At 42.5% G+C, this 22,178-nt stretch carries 10 protein-coding genes; all 10 read right to left on the reverse strand.

Features of this window, described 5'->3' with window-relative positions:
* Positions 1–211: 211 nt before the first annotated feature.
* Entirely contained in the window at positions 212–3,433 is a 3,222-nt protein-coding gene (locus tag ACZ439_RS09375; protein WP_464620942.1) for a DEAD/DEAH box helicase, read from the reverse strand.
* A gap of 12 nt (positions 3,434–3,445) precedes the next feature.
* The gene (locus ACZ439_RS09380) at positions 3,446–4,153 is read right to left on the reverse strand and encodes a hypothetical protein (RefSeq protein WP_464620943.1); all 708 of its coding nucleotides are present in this window, start codon (positions 4,151–4,153) and stop codon (positions 3,446–3,448) included.
* A 10-nt stretch (positions 4,154–4,163) separates the two neighbouring features.
* A complete protein-coding gene (gene pglZ / locus ACZ439_RS09385) occupies positions 4,164–6,062 on the reverse strand; it encodes a BREX-3 system phosphatase PglZ (RefSeq protein WP_464620944.1) in 1,899 nt (632 codons plus the stop codon).
* 19 nt (positions 6,063–6,081) lie between these two features.
* A complete protein-coding gene (locus ACZ439_RS09390; RefSeq protein WP_464620945.1) occupies positions 6,082–8,838 on the reverse strand; it encodes a DNA methyltransferase in 2,757 nt (918 codons plus the stop codon).
* An 8-nt stretch (positions 8,839–8,846) separates the two neighbouring features.
* Complete coding sequence (locus ACZ439_RS09395) at positions 8,847–12,530, reverse strand: DUF6079 family protein (RefSeq protein WP_464620946.1); 3,684 nt, start codon at positions 12,528–12,530, stop codon at positions 8,847–8,849.
* Between the two features lie 18 nt (positions 12,531–12,548).
* On the reverse strand, positions 12,549–13,004 hold the full coding sequence (gene brxF / locus ACZ439_RS09400; RefSeq protein ID WP_464620947.1) for a BREX-3 system P-loop-containing protein BrxF: 456 nt from the start codon (positions 13,002–13,004) through the stop codon (positions 12,549–12,551).
* A gap of 82 nt (positions 13,005–13,086) precedes the next feature.
* On the reverse strand, positions 13,087–16,386 hold the full coding sequence (locus tag ACZ439_RS09405; protein ID WP_464620948.1) for a UvrD-helicase domain-containing protein: 3,300 nt from the start codon (positions 16,384–16,386) through the stop codon (positions 13,087–13,089).
* Positions 16,379–19,276 (reverse strand): PD-(D/E)XK nuclease family protein, encoded by a 2,898-nt coding sequence (locus tag ACZ439_RS09410; protein ID WP_464620949.1) that lies wholly within the window; start codon positions 19,274–19,276, stop codon positions 16,379–16,381. Before ACZ439_RS09410 ends, ACZ439_RS09405 begins: the two co-directional genes overlap by 8 nt.
* 1,290 nt (positions 19,277–20,566) lie before the next feature.
* Positions 20,567–21,814 (reverse strand): vWA domain-containing protein, encoded by a 1,248-nt coding sequence (locus ACZ439_RS09415; RefSeq protein ID WP_464620950.1) that lies wholly within the window; start codon positions 21,812–21,814, stop codon positions 20,567–20,569.
* Positions 21,792–22,145, reverse strand: a complete 354-nt coding sequence (locus ACZ439_RS09420) for a hypothetical protein (RefSeq protein WP_464620951.1) — start codon at positions 22,143–22,145, stop codon at positions 21,792–21,794. Before ACZ439_RS09420 ends, ACZ439_RS09415 begins: the two co-directional genes overlap by 23 nt.
* Positions 22,146–22,178 lie beyond the last annotated feature (33 nt).

Consider the following 22,178-nt stretch of genomic DNA (forward strand, 5'->3'; position numbering starts at 1 on the left):
ACATATGTTCTTTTTAAATTACTTTATCGATTACTTTTCTTGGTTACATTAATTATTAGTGCATTTGAAATAGTTCTCACTTCCTATGTCTTCGTCAATATCCAACAAAATCCTGCTATACAACCATCAATAAAAAAGCTTCCCAACATAGGATGTCAGGAAACGAAAAGTAGAATATTATTCTTTGTAAAGCGCCGCGGCACAGAAAGCCTTACATTTGAATAAACGTTGGTAAATCTGTTAGTTTTCTCTCTTCCTTCACAGTACCGTCTTTCACAACATAAATATAAGTCCGATCTTCTATCTCTTTCAAATCCTCAAAAAATTCTTCGGATGGCCAATACATTTCGTCGTCGGAAATGATGATGAATCGTGGTTCCCCGTTAAATCTTTCACTATAAAAGTCAACCAGCGAATATGGATTAAATGTCTTTGTATTTGCCCGCCCATTTTGTCGTTCGTAATCCTGGATAATGTCCTTGTAATCTACGGAAATGAGTCTTTGGGATTTCCCTCTTGGTATAACCTCCAGTTGGGCAATTCGTTTTGGAGGCTTCATTCCAATATTTTTTTGTCTTTGAACTAAAGCTAATCTCCGCTCCTTACGCATTTCCACGTCAATTAGATTAGCATCAACTTGATTAATTAAGGCACCATTACGATTTTCCTCATTTTCTCGTTCATACTTACCGCGGCGCTCAATTAAATCATCGATTTGTTTTTTAAACGTTTTGTCCAAATAGCTTGATACTCGGTCCAGCTGCTCTTCACGTTTTTGTCGAACCTGATCACGTAAATCCATTGCTGCCTTCACCGCGGCGGACCGAAATGAACTATCTAACGACTCACTTAAAGTGGTAAGTTCACCGACAAACTCATGCTGAAACAACCAATAAGGATCTAATCGAATTAATGAATCATCCTGTCGTTTACCTAGAAGGATAAGTTCATTAGCTAATTCATTTCCTGTGCCATCGGTAACACTATTAAGATAAACCTCAATTGACAAGGGTTCACTTACCGGACAATACACCATATAACGATCTATTGCTAATTTCTCATTTTCTTTACGTGTAAGAATCATTCCTAATTTAAATAGAGGATGATCCTCAGAAATGATATCGATTCCTTCCTTTACATAACTCCTAAATGAAGTGAAACGAATTGCATCCTCCAGTTGATACAATGGAAGACGATTTGTTTTTGATATATCTCGAATGTATTTAGGCAATCGTTCAATTCGTTTTATCTTCTCATTTTGGGTCTGGTGTATCCGCACATTACATTTCTTAAGGATATATTCTGTAAATAACCCAAAATTTTGTTCGGGGAGTTTTCTTACTACCAGATCATGCTGTTCCCTTCGCATCTTGGGTAAATCAAAAATATCTTCGGAAAGCCTCTCCCGCTCTACCTCTTCAAGCAGTTTTTTATGCTCTTCTGAGAGTTTCCGCTCCATAGTTGCAATAATATCGTCTAACTTTTCACGGTGAATGACGGCAGCTTGCATTAACGATGCCAAATCGTTGAAATCACCATCAACGATGTCACCGATAAAATCGTATACAAGGTCGGCACCTAAGTCTTCCCTCATTCGTTCCATTTTCTCAAGCAGACGTATCATTACGTCGCCTTCTCGTGTGTTAGATGCAACAAGATTAAAGATAGCCACTTCATTCTTTTGACCAATTCTATGAATACGTCCCATACGTTGTTCTAGCTTATTGGGGTTCCACGGAATGTCGTAGTTGATCATCTGATTACAAAACTGTAGGTTGATCGACTCTCCACCGGCATCCGTAGCAAGCATGATCTGGCACTCATTACGAAACAATTCAACTTGTCTTCTACGCTCATCCATAGAGAAACGCCCAACAATCTTCGCGATCTGCGGGACACGCGTTAATAAGCGTTTCTCCAAAAAATCAAGTGTGTCCGCCGATTCCGTAAAGATAAGAATCTTTTCCCCTTGATTCAATAAACCATTCCAACCAAATAAGGTTTGCTCTAGTTCATCATATTTTCGTTCAACAGCCGTTTCTTTCAGTCGGGAGGTTTTCCTTATTAATCGTTCTAACTCATTAATTTCGATCCTTAGCTCCTCTGGATCAAGGTTATCTGTTGAGCTTTCAAGTTCATCTTCTAACTGTTCTTGAGTTTCCAACGATTCGTCTTCATACTCATCCCAATCAAATTCCATTCTATTTTTGTTTTGTTTCTTCTTACTTGCGATCGTTTCTTCTAACAGCTTGATTAACCGGTCTCTTCTACGCTTAAGCGACAGATCTATGGCATTAACAGACGAGCTGAGCCTTCTTTGGAGCAGCATCATAGCAAAAGCTGTGCTGTTACTTCCTGAATTCATCGCTCGATTAAAGTAGAGACGAACATAATCTGTAACTGATTCGTAAAGATCAAGTTCTTCTTCAGATAAAGTATACTGAATCGTTCTAGCTGTCCGTTTAGGAAAAAGGGGCGTCCCATCAAAATTTTTGAGTGTTTCCTTTAATCTTCGAATAATAAACGGATTTGCCTTTTCGCGTAGGGATTCTGTTACCGACAAGTTAGAAAAAATATCATCATCTACTAAACGCATCAGATGCCGAAAGTTCTCCATGTCACCTTTATGTGGAGTAGCTGTTAGCAGCACGCAATGCTCTGCTTGCCTAAGTACGGTTTCGCCTAAGTGATATAGCTTTGTTTTAGATGTTTTCTTATTGGCAACTCCATGAGTGTAGGCTGCCATTTTATGAGCTTCATCCACGATCACAAGATCGAAATTCGCCTCACTGACTAAGCTTTTTACATCATCACGGGCCGCCCAATAAACGGAAGCAAGACAACATTCATGTTCTAAGAACGGATTTTTCGAACCATACTGCTTGATTACAGAGCGATTTATGATAAAGAAATCCTCATGGAATTTATCCTGCAACTCTTCCTGCCATTGTTTCAAGACTAATGGAGGAACAAGAATTAAGATTCTCTCCACACTTTCACGTGCTTTAAGCTCTTTAATGAGCATACCCGACATAATCGTCTTCCCTGCACCTGGATCATCCGCAAGTAAGAAGCGTACCTGGGGCATTTGAAGCATGCGGCTATAAACCGCTTCGATCTGATGTGGCAATGGAATTAAATTTTTGTTGCCCAATGCCCTTTTTGAAGAGTATTTACTATTGACTAACAATGCGTGATATCGCAGATAATGTTGAAGATCACTTGAGGCTATCTGCTGGTCCATACTAATTTGCCCACTTATTCTTTTCAAAGATTCAAGCTCAGTTTTATCCAACATTAACTCATAATACCGATTCGAATCCCGCCCTAATGCAGCAATAGAGAAAAAGCCTTCATCGAAGGCTTCAACTTTTTTAATTTCAACACTCTCTGGAAACTGAGCACCTTGTACTATTTCACCGACTTTAATCATGATCCCACCGCCTTACCTCAATCCTACCATCACCATGTCTATACCCTGCCGCGTTACTTGTAACCGACTATTTCTCAATTCGCTTTCCGCTAAGTTTAAACTGAATGGGAACAAACAAGGTTCCGTAGCAATTTGCTTTAATTCTATGGCTGATTTCTCAGCGGCTTTCAGCATGACCTCAATAAGCCAAAGTTTATATTCTAACTGGTGAATGGGTATCTTTCCAGCATTCATATATTGTTTTTTTTGCTCACTGATTACTTCTAAGTGTTTAAAAGTTCCAAGTACGGCTCCCGTTGATACACTGACTCGCCTACGTTCACCATAAAGCGCAAAAATTTTCCTGCTCAACTGCATACTCGAGAATTCCCCATGAAGCTGAAAGAGACGCCCCACTTGATCAGCAACATCCCTGAAGAATGGATATGCAAGAAGCATCATGCCCCAGTGCAGGAGCAATCTTTCTTCTCTCGAAGCGTTCGTACACAATTGTAAGCCACGATCCCGAATTTCCATATTCTCGTTGTCGACTAACAGCCAAATTTTAAACAGGATCGTTCTAGCATTAAGTCTTGCCTTAGCACCAGCAATATCTGCCATCAAATTTTGATCCACTAGATCATATAGCTGTTGTCGATTTTCCACTCTTGATAATTCACGTGCGATGTGGTCCAACTGATGCAATTGCAGTTTTTGATCAAAGCCAACCGCCTTTTTCAATCTGACACCTTCATTCTCTTCTTTTCTTGACTCGCACGAAAGGAACGATAACCTCTTCAATGCTGGTCCCGCCATGACTCACTACAACTTCGCCTTCTTTAACAAAAGCCTCGCCACTTTTAGCTGTCAATACGAAGAATTCATCCGGGAGGCCGATAGAATCCCATTTTTGCGACGAGTATTTCTGTACAGCCCGATCCCGCAACTCCTCAGAATTATAAACTCGAACTCGCTCACCACGGGTATCCGCTAATACGCCTTCGCGAATGGCTCCGATACCTATGCTTTCTTTGTTGCCATGATCAGAAGTTATATATACATCAAATCCAGCATCCAATAAATCGTGAAGTAATGATTGCAAATAACCGGTTTTTAACCAAATAGAAATTTGCCCTTGCATTCCCCTATGACCTTGAATCGTGTGATGTGTCAACTTATCGATAATGTCGACTACAAGTCCCGCCACTTTAATGCTCGATTTAGATAACGCCTTAATTTCCGATTTATTATATTCCCTTTGGCCTAATGATTTCTCATACGTGACATGGATTGGCGCAATACCATATTTAGCCCAACATGCTCTCCACTCTTTTTCCTCATTAGCTGTTGTATGAATGGTTGAGTAATAAGTTTTCGGTATTTCCCCCGAGAAAATGGCTTGTCTAGATACAGAGGTTAACGTAGGGATCCAAGCAAATGTACCGTTTTCTATAAAATCGAAAGAAGACTGTAAGTTTGAACGCAATTGACTCCACTGTACAAAACTTAATCCGTCCATTACAATTATAGCCTTTTTAGGACTTCCTTGCAGGTGCATATGCTCAGCCACTTTATGGAGCATAACCGGTGTATGCTGATCTGATAACGAAGCCAAAGCCCCATAATGATTATTTAGCCAGAGAGCAAATTGCTCTTCTATAAGTTGCTCAAGGGACTTTATTTTCTTACTAATTTCTGATGAAGTATCTAGAGTTAACATGATTGATTTCGCAGTACTGAATAAACCGATAAGGTTGACCCAGCCGCGGCGGTCAATCTCAAGTTCTAACATTTTTTCGATCTGACCGATATGCTCGTTTATTAAAACGATTTGTGACTGTTCTTCATTCAGTTGTTTTACTCCAAATAATAATGAATCAGGCAATGAATCTTTATTAAAGGAAATAGGTTTTAATTTGCCTATACGAAATAAACCAGCAAGTGTATCTTGTAATTTGGTATCCCAAAATGGATGATTCTCAGGAGTATCATTCTCCAAGAAATTGCACCATTCCTGCTGTAAGTAGGAGTACAAAGCATCAGAAGATTGAATTAACTCAGATATAATCAATCGTGGATTACTGTTTGTATGATTTAATGCATCTCTCAGATAGTTTTCTATCGTTTCAGGCATTGTAAAAGGAAGTTGATGTCGGCTTATACAAAGTAAAATATATTCAGCTGCGGAATCAATAGTGTCGTATGGTAATTTGTAAATTCGCTTCAATAAGAAGTCTATAGTATCATTGTCTGATCTCTTGACTGGTATATCATCCATCAACGATAAAGTATCTAGTGTTCTAAAATCGAGTTCTTGCACGATAGGTGCGGATAGCATTGGGAACAATTCACTTTTACAAATTGAAATATGTTTGCCCTGAGCCCATATATCGTAGGGGATATCACTGATATCATCTGACTTCGGATGTATTAGCAGATAACTATTAAATGGATTCGGTCTATACTGGCTTTCATACCAATACCTGAATACGGCCCGATCTTTAAATTCTACAACGTCTATCCCTAACTTATACAACTGGCTGATAATGACTTCATCTTGCAACAGGGAATCTGGGTCTGTCACTAACGTAATATGGTAGAAAGGTGCTTGAAAATGTTCAAGCACCTTTTGACGCCAATTTTTATTCAAATCGTCTACACTTCCTTAACTACAGGCCGAGTCTGATCTGTGCGTTATCGTAATACATTAGCAATTTGTCATCTTCTTGAAGTACGTTTTCAGGGAGGCGCTCCCCGATTGTTACGATTGTTTGATAATCTTTTTCTCCCCAAGCCTTCTTGAATCCAGCTCGGATTGCTTCCGTGCGGAATTGTTTGAGTTTTTTACGATTACCAACTAACCCATCACGATATGTTTCAAACTCACGTAATAACGATTTTTCACGTAACTTCTCTAAGTCCGCTTGTTTGTTTGGATCCGGTACATACCAACGGTCCTTAGCTTTCAGTTTGAGCCCCGGATCATTTTTAGAAAGATTTCGCAATAACTGAGTCGGAACTTCCCCATGTCCATCATATTTTAGAAAATTCTGTTCAAGTAAAGTATCTAATTCCGGTAACTCCTCATGCTTCGCTATATGCTGAATTTCCTTCATATAATTCGGATGCAGGTCCTGACGTGTTTGGGGCTTTCTCATAAGCTGTTGGCGTAACCACTCAATCGCACTGTTTTCATCGGAAACAAACAACGTCATCTGTGTAAATTCTTTAGCCAATGTTCGTTTTTTATCATATTCAGCAACTTGTTCTTCCAAAAAGGCCATTCCATCTCGCATTGGAAAACGTTGTTCTACTCCTAATTGGAAGTCAGCCGATGATATAGGTACCGAAAGGCTATGTTGAACATGATACGCAATCATCCGATCAAATAAAATACGCGGTGTCCTCTCTACTATAAGTTCAGCGGCCCCTTTACCCCCAACAAAAACGGGTAATTGCTGAAGATGTTGTTCAACAAAAAGCCAGGCTGATTCTTCTGAATTTTGTCGTTTTAACATATTATCTACAAAATCTGATTTGGGTTTATAGGCGGAAATTACAAGGTCTTGCTTTACAGCAGTTGTTGTAGTAATAGCTTTAAAACTGCCTTGTTTTTTATCAAGGGCGGATACATTGGCAATAATGAAGCCAGCACGTTCTATTGATTCACGTATGGCATTCCAAATACTCGCTTGAGAATTACTAAATTCAACTGTTATCCATTTCCCCGGTTTTAATGCTCTATAAAAGTTTGCGAAAGAAAACTCCATCAGCTTTCGGTACTCGAAAATTTGCTTGTCGTGCTTTTCATTTATTATAGCTTCATCTTTGTTATTAGTTTTAACTTTCAACCAGGATTCCCAAAGAAAATTGAGCTCTGAATACATGATATTTCCACCAAAAGGTGGGTCCACAAAAATATAATCGATAGAATTGTCCGGAATTTGAATAGTCGTAGCTGAATCAACAGAAATTATGGTATTTCCTTTATTTTTTGAAAATCCCATATTTTTAGGAAGTTTTTCACCAAATCGCTTAAGCGCATCCAACGCTGAAATTTCTCTATATAATGCTGGAATATAGTAGGTACCGCTAAGTGGTCCTCCACCTTCATAATTTGGTGTCCACCTGTACAATTTAGTTGTTGCAAAGGCTACTCCAGTTAACATTGCTAATAAGTTATTTCGATATTTGGAACGACTTGCCAATTGGTAAAACTTGGATAGTGTTAGCAAACTTCTTCTCGTATATAAATGATGTACATGTGTAAATCCATGACTATTAATAGGTTGTGCCGTATTATAACCAAACGGTAATTTATCTGTAGGGTAAAATCCATCATAAATGTAGGCATCTATGGACTTAAGTAACTCAGTATCTAAACTTTCAGCTCCTCTTTCCATTCTGTTTGATCCATATTTAAGATTAACAGCAACTGGGGTTTGCTTTGCACGTTTTATTGTAGAATTTATGTTCCCATCAAAAACTGTTTCCCAAGACCTTTCTAAACCTCTCTTCGTCAATTTGACTCCACAATTGGGACAAGAAAATTCTGCTTTAAGCTTTTGAGTATCTTTTTCTACAGCTTCATTCCAGTAATTTATTTCCCCTGAACATGAAGGGCAGATAAAAACATCGCTCCATATTGTATAAAACACTTCCCCTTGATTAGGGTATTTTGGATCATTCACCTCATACATCCATTTGCTATACTTCTTTAATTCGCCCATAATTTTTTTTATCTCTTGAGACAAGCTTTCTTTTTCAATTGGTAAATTAAAATTACTTGATATAAAAGTTGCTGCAGGGGAAAGGTCAGAAAGAATTGTTTTTCTTATCCCACGCTCTGATATTTTTTCGCCTTCTTGATTAATGATATTGTTGCCTTCAATTGTAAAGCCCATTTGTCGTAATTCCGTTTCATCGTTGCATAACTGACCCGCAACACCTGTCATCCCTGTTCCGGCAAAACCATCCCATACGATATCGCCTGGGTTAGTATAATGTAGTAGATACCTCATTATCGCTTTATGTGGCACTTTAGTATGATAACCATGTGCTTTATAAATTGAATCTGTTTTTCCTTCACTTACATCAGCGGTAAAAGGTTCTTTGTTATAGCCTTCAATATTAGTATCTTCTGATGACTTTTTTTCACGATTCCATTCGGAAATAAAATCAAAAAGCCATGGATTTGGACACACTGTAAAGTATGGGGGATCGGAAAGTGCGAGTATATCCTCGTCTTCACCTACTGGAAACCCTTCAATTTTCTTAAGTTCCGGTAGCTTTTTGCGTAATTCCTCGGTAAAGTACGCGCGGCGCGCTTCATCATTCTCAAATGTCAAACCCAAACAGGTCACAGGACCTGTTTGGGTTTCTTTTTTCATCTCGAATAGAGTTCCTTGCTTTAGGTTATCACTCATATCTAAAGTTACTCCTTCTTTAACATGATTCTTACTCGATTAGACGATTGGGTACCAACCTGTTCCCTTACTAATTGTTCAAATCGCACACGCAGCTCCTCAATAGTCAGGGGACTACCATCTCCAGCCATCTGCAACAACCGATCTAATGGCAGTTCAACTTTTTGAATTCCTTCTAGGACTTCCTTTATTGTTTGGACTAAGCGCAAATCAACCGGTATCCCAAATGTTTTATCGTCCATAAACTGTTTTATCAACTGTTTCTGTTCGCCACTGAGTAATTCAATATTCTCCCGTAACTCACTGTCATTGAGGTTAGTCAACAAGGTATTCGTCCAAGATTCAAGTAATTCTTCTAATTCCGTTTCCAACTGCCGAACAGTTACCTGCTGTGCAAATTTTTCATCTTTTGGACGATAACGGCAATGCGGACAAACAGGAGAATGCTCCAATTCACTTTTTTGCAATTTCCAGCAAATTTTCAAATCATCAGACTTTGTCTTCCATGCTTGTAATTGTTGTGCCGGCAGAATTGGAATCACAGAAATCTTCTGCAATGTATCGATACGTCCGTCACGTTTAAGCTGGTTGAGCTTATTCTCCTCTGTTGCTCCTAATCGTGATGCTGCGTGTTGAGCGTAATAGAAAGCAATATACTGATCTTTTAGCTGATCTATCACTTGAAGTTCAGCACTGCAGTCACTGTTAGCCTTTAAGGAAAGGTATAGATCCTCCAATGCACCTTCAACTTTTACATACCAATCATCAGCAATCGAGACATGATTCCTAGCACTCACGATATAGTTCGCTTTTTTGGTAATTTGAGAAGCAAGCTCACGCCACTTGATAAGTTTATCTATTAACATGATGGATTCTTGCTGGCTTTGAATTTCTTCAATTGTCTTTTTGAAATTTTTAAGTTTCGCCGGTGTATCGAACACTTGAAGACTCTGCAAGAACTGATTCAAGTTTTGAAGCTTACCTTGGTACTCCTGCAGCACCTCATCCGATAGAAGGGGCAATTCCCATGTAGGAATTTTGTCTTTAAGCTCATGTTGCAGTTTAACCAGCTGGGTCAATTGTTGCTGCACTTTAGTTTGAAGCGTTTGAACCCCATTTGTTTGAGAATCTGGTTGAAGCAATCCATGACTAATACTAAATAAATCAAACAATGCTCGTAGTTCTGCTAATGGCAAATCACTCGGTTTCTTAATATGGCTAAATTCGGCAATTCCTTCTGCTCTCAAAGCGATTAATTGGTTAAACTTCATGGAATCATAAGTTTCCCCATTAATCGTGATCACAATATCACCAGTGTAGACTAGCGCAGCTAGTATAACACTTAGAAGTTCAGGTTCTAATTGAAATCCGATCATTTTCTTGACTTCCCAATCCCCTTGAGATTGAAGAACCTCAAGCAGTTCAGAAGCATTTAGAACCTGTCCATTTCCTTTGTTATTTAACAAGTTCAGGACCCATTTGGCATATCCCGATTTCTGTACATTTATTTTTTCCCCATCCAATAACACTAATCCTTCAAGTATGGTTCTTGCCGTCTTGGTTTTTGGGTTAGAGATATTGGCTAATGTCTCCGGTATATATGTTTTCAACATAGCTTCACGAGTGATACTGATGCTGCTAAGCCGGAATGTAGGGTAATCAGTATATTTCTCCTCAAACCATGTGGTTAAACAATCATCTGCCGCTGCATCAATGATTTCCCGCACAGTCGCTTGAGCTGGAGCAGATAGGCTCCACTCAGCAAGTTTCTTAGTCACGCCCTTATATGTCATTTTATATGCAGATGGCATATTCTCAACAAGCCACTTCATTAATTTCCTTAAGAACTCAGCGGCCTTATCGTCATACAACTTCTTGGTCGCGCTTGAAGCAGTTATGGACATTTCCCTAGCACCTGCGTAAAGACGAAGCGCAGTATGGAATGACTCATCCTTTGTGTCCAGTTTGAAAAACACTTCGTCGGGTTTGGCTTCATCTTTGAATTTAGGCGGATCATACGGTTGAAGCATATAAATATAGAAGTCCCGCTCCGGTTGTGCTGTGGAACGTTCATTCGGCGCCCCAAAAAATAGATACCCCGGCCGAGTTACTTTCCTTGAGTACCAATTTAATTCATGCTGCCAAATTCGATAACCAGATACTATACTTGGAGATCCATCGTCGGTTAACTTCTCTAGGACTTCAAAGTAATATCGATCCAGTTGATTGCCAACTAACATCCCAGCTTTTTCTTCAATCAAGGAGTCAACGTCAGTTACTTTCTCCAAATCAAGGTAATATTGTCCGTTATCTCGATTAAAGGAAATAAACTGGTAGCTGACGGATTTCATGATCTCATTTAAAATCGTATCAATAGTTGCATTTAGAAAATCAGAATCTAAATCAGGAAAATCAAAATATAAAAATAATTGGTCTCTCAATTCCGCTGAAGAGACGCCGATCTTTACTTTAATATCATCCGTTGTAAGTCTAAACACGGAAAGAGCCTGTACGATACGTCTAGCAATTGGTTTATAACTTGCCTTTGCTTTAGGGAAAGAACTTTCAATCCGATCCATGAGGACATCCGATTTTTCCAATACTTCACGTACATCCCGATCTGTACGCAAAGTACGATCACCTTTGATATAAAGCCAATAATTATCGTAAGAGACTACTCCGGGGCTATTTACTGGAACTTCGGTATCAAGAAGTTTCTCGATCTCATCACTAATAGTGGTTAATGCTACACGTTTCTCCACAACACGTACATTCTCGAATGCCGTTAAGTACGCAGGATGAATTGGAAATAATGCAGTGTACTTCTCGATTTGTTCTCCAAGATTCTCAAAAAGTGGAGCAAATCTTTGTAAGTGTTCTCTTATTAAGGCTTTTTGACGGTCATTCTTTCGTAATAACCGCTGGGAAACGACGAATTCGATATCCTCACGAACTATGATTGCTTGCTCAGTACGCTCCTTGACTCTTCGAATTTCATTTGCTACGAATTGAAATTTAGGATTATCGAACAGCATTTCCTGTACGCCTGTAATAAATCTAAATCGAGTAGACTGTACAACTTCCCCCATAGCCCGTAAAAAACCTAAATCAAGAATAAGTTCTTGCTCCTTGCGTGTACGCAAATAATCAAGTAATTCATCTATCACCAACAAAAATCCGTGATCTGGATACACCTCATGAAATGCAGCCATCATACGTTTCATTTCGTCTTTATTACTTACCAATGTAGCTACATTCGGCATTTCATAGTCCACATTAATCTCTTGAAGATAATTAGTCATTTCTCGGAATAAAACTTCACCAAGTGGCAATTGAATTCCATCAAATTCTACACGTAATACTTTGAATTTCCCTTCTATTTCTTTTGCCTTTTTCGCAATTTTCTCATGATGGATATATTGTGAGGTCCCATCAGACTCAGCAATAGCTGCTATTACACTCATTAAGTGAGATTTACCGGTACCATAATTACCAACGATCATAATTCCTTTGTGGTCAATAGGACGTTGGAATTGAAGTTGCTCAAAAATAATATCATCGATTACTTCTGCCATACGGTCCGATATTACATATGTTTGGACTAATTGCTGAGCTAGTTGATTTTCAGCGGCATCCTTTAGAACAACTACAGACTTTATCGGTTCAAATTGGATCAGTTCTCTATACTTCATCGTTAAAACCCTCCACAATTAGTAGATCATAATACTATTACTGTATTCAGAATTCATGTAGTACTCTGGGTGCTCCGGAGTCGCATAATAGAGCACTCCATTTCCAACTTTACCAGGCCATATTACCAACAGAACTGTATTTCCACTCTGTGCTTCTAGTAACTTAACTGGATTTTGCTTTAACTCAGGGTCAAATAAATATTCGATATTGTGTATGCATACAACATTATGCTTTTGATCATTTATAGCCTTCCTTAGCCACTTCGCAACATCAAAAGGGCGTTTGTCAGAAGGGACTAATCTTAGTTGTTCTGATAAATATAAGCCTATGTTAAATGTCGGAATACCCTCACGATTTAAGTCATTGATGAGCTTCTGTTGGTTCGTAGTTGCCGGAAGCAGGAAAAAAAGTTTATATCTCTGATTACTCAAACTTGAGATCTCAGTATGTAACAACTCAAGTTTCTCAGCCATAAGGTTAACTCCTCTTGAATGTAGCTAATAGGACTATAGGATTATAATTCGACAAGTGGACCTGTTATCCTTCACTTAGACGTCATGTTGCCCAGTTTCCTAACAGGGCAAAATACAACCCCGCTTCTTTCACTTTATAACCAAAAGTCTTTTCCCATTCTGACGCATAAGCCAATACCTGCGGCCGATAGAAGTCAATGAATGATTGCAGCTTCTCTTCTGTTACGCTGTCCGTCTTGAAATCAACAATAACCCAGCCATCCTCTTCCTCGAAGAGGAAGTCTATGATTCCACGAACATAGGCATACTGAATTGAACCTGTACCTTCCAATGCAGCCGCAACCTCTGATGCTGCACTCCCAGCATCGCTAAATCCGCCGATTCGGTCGGCATTTTTTCGAATCATCAGCGGCACCTCGAATAAGCGGCGGCGAGCGCGCAGGCTGCGCTGCCAGAGCTCGCTGGCAATTACGCTTCTTACAACCCGAACGGATTCGCTTATGAGCTCCTCAGCCATGCCTTCCTCATCCGCTAAGAAGCGTATGGTGTCCTCAAGTTCCGACTCCGGCATTCCCTTGCCTAGCATCTCAATAGTACGGTGAACAACACTTCCAAAAGCCATTCCTTTGCCTGCCGCGGACCATTCCGGTGTATCGCCGGCTGCTTTCGTCTGGCCGGTGACAGATAAGACTGCGTAAGTAGGCTCACTAATCGCATTCAGCCTCATCTTTCGAACTTCCACGACATTTTGCAACTCCGGCCCCTCGGTCAACTCCGTCTTCTTCTCTGGCTTCATCGCCGGCACAGCAAGTTCGCGTGCGAGATCCATCCCATCTACGAGCGGTGTCCAAGGGCACTTCGCCGGTTGATCGGGATACAAGCTTATAACGAGCATCTGCTTCGGGCGTGTAGCCGCGACATAAAGTAACCGATCTTTCTCTGCATTGGAAAAAGCACGCTCTCGTTCGTTCATCTCACCCCATCCTAAGGGTTGAGCGATCACTTCCGTTTTGAACTCTCCGATTGATTTACTTATCGTAAAGTAACCTGCAGCCGGATCTGCGGAACGATCTATATACTGCGTCGCATCATAATCAGACTCCCCGCAGGGACAGGCTAAGAAGACTACGGGCGCTTCTAGTCCTTTGGCTTTATGCAGATTCATAATCCGGACAGCCTGGTTGCCGCCAGCGTAAAGGCTCGATGTTTCCATCTCTCGATCCGCGAGTATGTGCTCAATCAATCGACACAATTCCGCCCAGCTTGAACTCGCCGCAGGATCTCCATGTAACAGTTGCAGCATTCTCACCAATGTCCCCGCACGAACAGAGCCTGCCGGCAGCGTCGACACGTATGGCAGAACACCGAGATCATCCACGATTCGGCTGAATGCGGTGGCTGCGCTTAACGTGCGAACCCATCCCTTATATTTCTGAAGCTTTCCAAGCACCGTAACAACTGCCTTGGCCTCATCCCTGCAAGCCTCCAATGCCGGTAAGTCAAATAACGAGAACGAAAATCCGCCCTGCTTATAAGCCCATAATTGCCGATCACTCAAGCCGAACAGCATTCCGCGCATAACGGAGAGTAGAGCCGGTTTATCTGCGGAATCCTCTAAATACCGTACCAGCTGTAATAATGCTAGCAGTTCCTCATAGACCGTCGTACTGCCCGAAGTATCAGCCGGTACTCCGAACAAATCCAACTGTTCTGCGTACAGGTGGATGAACTCCCTCGTTTTCGTCAAAATCAGAAAATCACTCGGAACCGCATTTCGGTTTCCTCTATCACGATCTACAATCTGCAAATTACCATTATGACACGCCCACGATATATATCTTGCAATCTGCTCAGCATCTGTTTGTGCTACGGCAGCTTTGCCTCCCGGCATTTTGGGATAATTAAGAACGTATATCCCATGTGGCGGTTTACGAGCGCCTTTGGGATTGTCCGTACGTGTCTCCATCTTCACGAACGCAGCCTGGTACTCCGTTTCCGAAGACGGAAATTTGCCGACAAACTGACCATTTATGTAATCGCCGATGGAATGTACAGAACGGAAATTAGCTGCTAGACGACAAACCGCACCGCACTCCTGGATACGCGCCTTGACTTCGTTATAGATAGAAATATCCGCCCTGCGGAAACGATAGATTGACTGTTTCGGATCCCCGACCACGAACAAGGAACCCGGCCGTGGTGTAAGCCGCCGCCAGTTCTTCTCAAATACCCCAACCTCAGCGCTCCCTGTGAGTAGAAACATCAGCTCCGCTTGAATCGGATCCGTATCCTGAAATTCATCGACAAGCAGCCTCTGGTATCGTTCGGCGAAATACGCTCTTACTTCACTATTTTCACGTACAAGCTTGGCAGCTTCCATGAGTAAGTCCTGGAAATTCAGTTTTCCCACTGTGTATCGGCGTGTCTTGTAATAATCAAGTACAGGCCGCACGAAGCGGATCAGCTTCGAATACATATATTCACGCCATTCCTGAAGGAACGGAAAAAGTACGTTGATCTGCCAATCGGGAAAAAGCTTTTTCATCTCGCTGGCATATTCTTTGGATGTCCACCTATTAAGCGTCACGTCGAGCTTGCGGTCAAACCCCTTTGCGATTTCGAGAATTCGCATATCATCCGACAAGTCGATGTAGCGCATCTTTTGACGCGTCTGTCGAACAAGCTTCTGTACCGTATCCCAGCCTTTCTCAGGCTCCACCGTCGGAATATAGGGCGCTGCAGCATCGAGCAAAGGAAGCAAAGTATCACGAATTCGATCAAAATTGGGCCGCTCCCGTTCCTCGCAAGGAAGCTCAATATCAGTAAACAAAGACACACGATCAAATACGTCTCTAAGGGTATTAACATCCACACGCAGCGATAATAACTCTTCGAATTGTAACCGCGCTTCTTCATCCAGATCAGCAATGTAATCATCCCAACAACTCGCGCGGAATTGCTTATCACTTACTTCGTCCATTTCTACAAATGATGGATCCAGCCCTGCCTCAATGGGACGCTCGCGCAATAGCGATCCACAGAACGAATGGATGGTTCCGATGAAGATCAGATCAAGATTTCCCAGTGCTTCGGACAACCGCTCCCGAACTAAAGAAGCATCCGATGATCTTCGATATGCTTTCTCCAACGCCAGTTGGAAACGTTCTTTCATCTCGTCTGCAGCTTTGTTGGTAAAAGTAATAGCCGCGATTTGACTGACACTAACGCCGGATTCGATCAATGCCAGAAGCCTGCCAACCAAGCTGGTCGTTTTACCCGATCCAGCCCCTGCCTCAACAAGCAAAGTCGTATTTAAATCCGTAAGGATCCGATCACGGTCAGCTTGATCTGCAGGTGCCGTAAAGCCGAATGACTCAGTCATGACTCTCCACCTCCAGCAGCGTGCTTAGAATATCAGCATTTACAGACGAATCACGTTTGCCCGCCATCCACTCCGCATGAGATCCGCACACGGCTCGGTAATCACACCACCCACAGACCATCGAATCTTTAGCTGGGACATAAATCCCTCGATTCCGAGATTCCAGCAGCTTGGTAACGATGGCAGCAAGCTCTACTCTGCGGTTCTGAGTTCGAACTACCTTCTCGCCGCGCCCACGCTCGGTTGGAAAATAATATTCCGCCTCCGTAACCTTGGCTCCTGGATCCATACCTGTTTCGCGAAGCCACTGCTCTACAGCAATGGAATATACAGCATGCTGCAGCTGTGTTCCGCCGCTGAAATATTCAGCAGCCTTGTACTTGCTAGTGCTGCCCGTTTTATAATCGATAATCCGGTACTCGTGAGGTCCTATTCGATCGACCCGGTCGACGAAGCCTTTCAGCTTAAAATGAATACCTCCGGGCAAATGAATCTCCATCGGCTCTCCATCATGCGTCGCAAGCTCTAACTCGAAGAAGCATGGTTGATCCGTTCTGCCGTCTTCTTGGAGATAAAAGATTTCCACATCCCGACTGATTTCCTCACATTCCTTGTTGAATACATGCTGATTAGGGGCAGGGATGGATAGCGCATTCTCCCGGATTACGGCTTCCACGATCTCGACCAGTCGGCCTTTGTCATGCAGGGCCGGTTTCGTCCCTTTGTCCGTAACGTCCTCTAAATACCGCCTGAAAATATCATGCAGCAGGGAGCCTCTTTCGCTTGGTTGCAGCCAGCGGGTCCGATCGAATTCCGAGACTTCCTTCGGACGAAGCTTCAAGACATAGTAAAAATAGTATTGCAGCCCACAGCTCGCATACTTCTCTAACTGACTTACACTAATAGTATCGCGGCGTTGAACGTCATCTAAGCCATAAGCACTTGTAGAAAAGTCGCTCTCCAACCAACCGTCATAGGCTGATAACCTCTCACCAAATCGGAAAGTTAGGGCTTGATAACCCGCGGCAAGAGCAGGGTACGTTTCCATCATAGCCTGCCATCCATCCTTGGGTTTACCATTTGGTTCCTGGAGCAGTCGGGCCCACGCATCGATTCCGTCAAACGGAGCAGCTAACTCGGATGCATGCATGATATCCATAACACTGTAAGGTTCACCTAGTGAATGCTCTAATACTCCAAAATCTAATAACGAATCTCTTGACTGCAACCGCAGAACCTGAAGCATTTCAAAAGCAGGGCTGTTGCTCTTCTGCTCCCCTATATCATAAGAAGAATAGCTTAACCATATCTCGCCTCGAATTCGCGACAGTCGGGACTCACGTTCGCTTCTGGCATTTTTCGCACGTTCCTTGGCAGACTCCAAGTGCTTAGATAGACTAATACGTTCTTGGTCCAAGAGAAGAGGGTCTTGTACTGCAGATATACTCCAAGTTCTCTCATCCATACCCAAGATCCAAGTCCGTTCTCTCCCACTCCATCCACCGTTATGTAGAGAACTAATGTGAATCGAACCCGGTTTCGGTGTTGCCGTGGCGCGAATACGAATCCCAGATAATATCTCTTTCACGTACTGGACAGCCAAATCCATCGGCATTGGTTCAAGTGGACTTGCCGAGTATCTCTTCGTCATCTCCTTCAACGCTGCCCCTACATTTGCATCATCCAGTGACCGTGCCGGCACATATCTCTGAACAAAATCCGTCATCCACTCTAACAGTATAAGTGGATTCCATTCATTGCCTTCGGGCAGCTGATCAAACCAATCTTTCACGTAAGTAAATAAAGCAGTGCCTTGCTCCCGTTCTTCCTCACTCAGTCGTTCTGGACGAAGTAAAGCAAGATACCTTTCTCTCCCCCAACCAATACCGGACTTCTCCAGCAAGCGAATCCAATCGGTGCGAGACCAGCGTTCATCTGAAAACGAAATATAGCCATGTCGCAGCATTTCCGCAAGCCTCTTTACCGGGAAACCTTCTGCAATCCAATCAAGTATACCTACAACCGCTTTCCCAGCATCACAAAATATAAGCGGCAGTCCGTTCGAGAGCGTATATTCGACGCCCAGTGCTTCGGCATGCGAGTGAATAATGGGTGCATAATGCTCATAATCAGACAAAATGATTTCCATCCGATCAAGAGCCGCGGGGTCCGATAGTATTCTTCGAAATCCCTCTCTGACTTCCGATAGACTTCCGGTCGCGCGAAACATCGTGAATTTATTGGTTGAGAAATCTTCGTTTATATAAAATGGAACATCCGGATCAAGGAAGCAGAGACGATCCCCCGACAGCTTGTGGATCATATTCCGCTCTACAAACGTCCACCCTGTTGGCGCAAGCGCCAGATAGACGGTTTCGTCCCCTCGTGGTTCCAAGTAGTCAGCCAATCCGGCAACATCCGTCCGTCCATTTTCCCGCAGATACGTCTCGTAGAATGCGAGCATTCTTTTCAAATATTCGCCTTTAAGCGGATTTGTAAAACATTCCGCCTTCATTTCATCCGAACGAAGACCGGCCAACCGCATATCGGATATAACACGATTCACTTGATTGACGATACCGGGCTTCAACATGGACTCGTTTATATAAGTCATCGGATTCTCTATGGCCAACTGCTTCATCAACTCACGAACAACCCAAACAGCCTGCCCCTCATCAAGCAGACTGATTTTTCTGCGAAACAGCTCTGGCTTTGTATTTGCGGTCACTATTCCGCGAAGAGTCTGCACTTCTACATTAAAAATAGCTCCGTAACGCTTGCATATCTGCTCGAGCAGTTGGTGTCCTTGGGCATAGGATCCGGCCAACAACACTTTCGGAGACAATGGAGCCTCGTTGATTTTCTGATACAACCGATCGATCAGATCCATGTAAAAGCCTCCCTGCGAATTCATTTAACCTCATTTTACAATTTCGAATAGACAGCAGGATGTCAGCGAATGTATGTTCCGAAAAACGAAACACCCCGCTTGGGATCAAGCGAGGTTCGATAAAGCATCTGCAATCAGCCCGTAAATGTAAACTGAATTTACCGATTTACTCGTGACTTCTTGACTTACAGAGGTCCCTTTAAGCCGTACATGATAATAGGGATATATTCTTTCGAATTCTTTGAACGTAATGGTACGGGACATTTTCAGAGTGGAGCTTGGTCCGTTATCCTTTGCTTCTCTGATGAGAAGTTTAGTTCCATCCGTACTGACTCGAAACCATAAGGGTGTCTTTTTGTTTTGTGGGACGGTATGTATCTCGAAAGATTGGCTCTGGGCGCGTTCAATAATTCGATTCCACGTTTCAAGTGCTTGCAAGGTCTTCTTCCCCCTACTGACTTGTCTTGTTTTTCTATGAATAATGGATTTATCCACTTATCTTGGTGAGAAGGCCCCGCCGGAGACTTCTCTTTTTCGATAATGTTTAAATCTGTTACAGACTTCGTCACTTAACGTTATCAAGGAATGTGTTCTACACATGCCCTTTATATAGAAGTCACAATTGCCGCAATTACGATACTCACTATAGCTCCTCTTAATCCCATTCAGCTTCTTGGGATCCTCTTCTCTAGACTTATTATTGTAAACCTCGTCATTCTGACGGGATTGAATCATTTCAGATTTCGGAGTCATTGGCTTATTGGCCTGCTTCATCAGGGTCGGATCGATATAGGTCTTTACTTCAGAGCTACGCTTATTAGATCCTCCCCGATAGATGTCTACGGAGGAGATCGTCGTAATCGGCAGCTCCAAACGCTCCCAACCGGAATCATCCACATGATTACCATTCATGACATAGTCCAACCGACATATCTTGCAGTGAAAAATATTCGTCTGTCTCTCCACCGATGTCTGCGTTCGCTGGTAATACCATAGAGCCTTCTTCCTCGTCAGTTGTAGACTTGAACAGCAGCAGGAACATCGCTTTTTTTCGTCACAGAGCAAATACTTCTTCACGGCATTTCGCCCCCATGTCACAGTATAGCCATTATATAAGCGTTCTTTGTCAGATCCCTGCCAATGAACGTAAGCTTTTATTTGAGATTGATTTAACACTTACTTATTCTTCAAACTAAACGATTCTCCTTCTAAATTCAGACCAAGATTCCCATTTTTCGACACTCCGATAGTCCAACCGGACCTGGATCTCCTGGCTTAGGGGGCCATTCACTATTTTCGTTTCATACGGCGATACTTTTCTTGATGCAGCTCCTTACGCTTCTTGCTGGAATACTCGAAATTCTCCAGCTGACTGTATAGCTTAGCTGATTCTTCAGCCATGACCGGACTGCTCATAGTGACGGACATTTGAAGCATTTGATCTGCCTGAGCTTTCAGCAGGTTCTGACCATGTTCCATATCCCCCTGATCGAACGCTGCCATGGCTTCTTCGATGACCTTCGCAGATTTGGTCAGCTCAACCTGCTGTACCATTTGGGGATTTTCGGGCACGTTTAGCAAGTTGATATCTGACGTAAAATGAGCCATTACATCCATAGTAGTGCTGCAAGTTGCAGCGTTCTCCGTCACGTCAACGTACTCCCAGAATAATTGGAGCACATGATGCTCACCCTGCGTATGAGGATGAAAGGCCAATTCTACGAGAACAGACTTTACTTCATCCTGATATATGTCGCTGGCGTGAATAAAAGCATGCCCTTCTTGATTATCTACCGGATACCCGTAAACTCCGACAATTTGGGTTCCATCCGATGGAACCAACCTAAGTTTGATATTCTGAGCGACCACGGATAGCAGCCCTTGTAACTCTTGCTGAAAAATCGAAGGTATGTCATCTGTCTTGTCAATATAGTAGAAATTTCCACCGCCATACTCCGCAATGCCTTCCATTAATTCTTCATCGAAACCGTCGCCGACGCCCATAGCACTGATCCCGACACCAGAAGAACGGTATTCCTTTGCTATGGCAAACAGCTTCCCGCGATCCGTAATTCCTTCGTTGGCATGGCCGTCTGACAACAGAATGACACGGTTCACCATTCCTTCGGCCTTGTTCTTCCGGACATGCTGCGCTCCTTCAATCAAGCCCCCGCTGAGATTCGTTGTTCCACCAGCTTCAATGGTATCGATGCGCTGCTTGATCAGATCCTTATGCGTCACTTTTGCAGGCGGTAAAACGGTTCTGACTTCGTCATCAAATGCAACCAGACTGAGTAAATCATGGACATTCATCTGTTCAGCGACAAACCGGCACGCTTTTTTGCTGTACATCAGAGGCTCTCCCGACATGGACCCGCTGCGGTCCAATACCAGAGAAAGATTGATCGGAGCGCGGTCTTTAGCGTCTTTCATCCCTCCAATCCCATGTGCTTCGATAAGGAGATAAATCTTCTCCGCTCCTCCAGTCGGTAAAAATGGCTTACTCCATGAATGATTAAACAACACAGGTTGATTCATCTTGCATCTCCTTTCTCCGAATCGATTTCATTAACTTCTTTGCTGCGCGGCTTTTTTTGGCGGTTACATGATTTGCCCATTTAAGATTGCTGATATATTCCAGCATTCCAAGGCACGTGACTAAAGTAATGGTATTCGATTTTTCATCTCGCACATAACGCCAATAGGTCTGATCAAAGTAGACGGCAGGCTTCCCTTGCCACTCCAAAAAACACAGATCTTTTCTCGGTACCTTAGATAATTGATTTTGAAAACGATTGAAGTCGTCCTGACATGTCACCGCCCTCTCACAATAACGTTCAAATGCGTGTTTTGTTATGATGAGCTTCATTTGGCCAATGTCCCCCTTCTTTTCGTCCTTGTA

The organism is Paenibacillus sp. JCM 9796 (assembly GCF_055379675.1).